The sequence below is a fragment of the Psychrobacter sp. T6-1 genome, assembly GCF_052258445.1.
The window spans coordinates 1-1,106 of the sequence record NZ_JBQQFC010000531.1; the positions used below are offsets into that span (position 1 = coordinate 1).

Annotated in this window: 1 protein-coding gene; it reads right to left on the reverse strand. The window is 44.6% G+C overall.

Translation table 11 applies throughout. The features are described 5' to 3' along the window. Positions 1 to 164 precede the first annotated feature (164 nt). Positions 165 to 1,106, reverse strand: a 942-nt coding sequence (locus tag ACTXGO_RS14370; protein ID WP_443574993.1) for an MFS transporter, incomplete at its 5' end; no start/stop codon positions are given.

Consider the following 1,106-nt stretch of genomic DNA (forward strand, 5'->3'; position numbering starts at 1 on the left):
AGCACTGCCACTATTAAAGATACGTTAATCTTAATCTGATCTTAGTATTTACGACATATTTTATATCATACCTTACTCTCGACTTAGCGTGAACTACTGTTGTAGGCTGAGTTTTTGACCCAGCCTACGCCAAAAAATTTAGATAGTTGAGATTAAATCAGCTTCTAAATATTTAACGGACTTTGCGCCAAATCTGCCAATTGCGCTTTTGAGGAGTCGGTCAGCTGCGTCTTATCGAGCTTTAGATAAGCGACTTGTTCCTTTGCCATGACCACTAATTCATCAACGCCTTCAACTGCCATAACTTGTTGTGACCAGTGCTGAATATCGATATTTTTGGGGATAGTAACAGTGGTACTCGATAGATAAGGCGGGTCAGATATCGGTATGATAAGCAATAGTGCTGCGCCCATAATGACAGCCAAGATACCCCATGCTAGTAGATTGGATTGGGTCAACAGCAGACCACCCATCGCCCCACCAACAAAAGCCCCAAAGAACTGGCTGGAGGAGTTTAGCCCCATCGCCGTGGCTTTATTAGCGACAGGTGCGCGTTTAGATATCCATGACGGAATGGTCGCCTCTAGTAAATTAAAGCCCATAAAGTACAGCAAAAGCCCCAAAATAATACCAACACCAACTTGGCTACCTATGGCCAACAATACTAATGATACCGTCATGAGCGCCATTGCCCCCAAAAACACCTGACGCATTTTGCGCTTTTTTTCAGCGATGATAATAAAGGGAATGGCGACAGCAAAGCCAATAAATAATAGCGGCAAGTAGACCAAACCTTGCTGACGGACAGAGAGTCCCATGACCTCAGAGAGTTGATGCGGCAAAATCACAAATATCGCTGTCATGGTTAAATGCAAGGCAAAAATACCGATGTGCAAACGGTTCAAATCACCAACTTTGAGGACGGTAGCAAGCTGCTCACCGATCGATTTATTATCTAGATTATGCTTGAGGACGCGCATCGGCGTAGGTACGACGAACAATAGCAACATCGCTAAAATCGCAAACCCTGAGGTCAGCCAAAACAGACCAGAGATACCTAGCGAGCCGACCAGTAGCGGTCCAAAAGCAAAAGCGAGCATAATAGA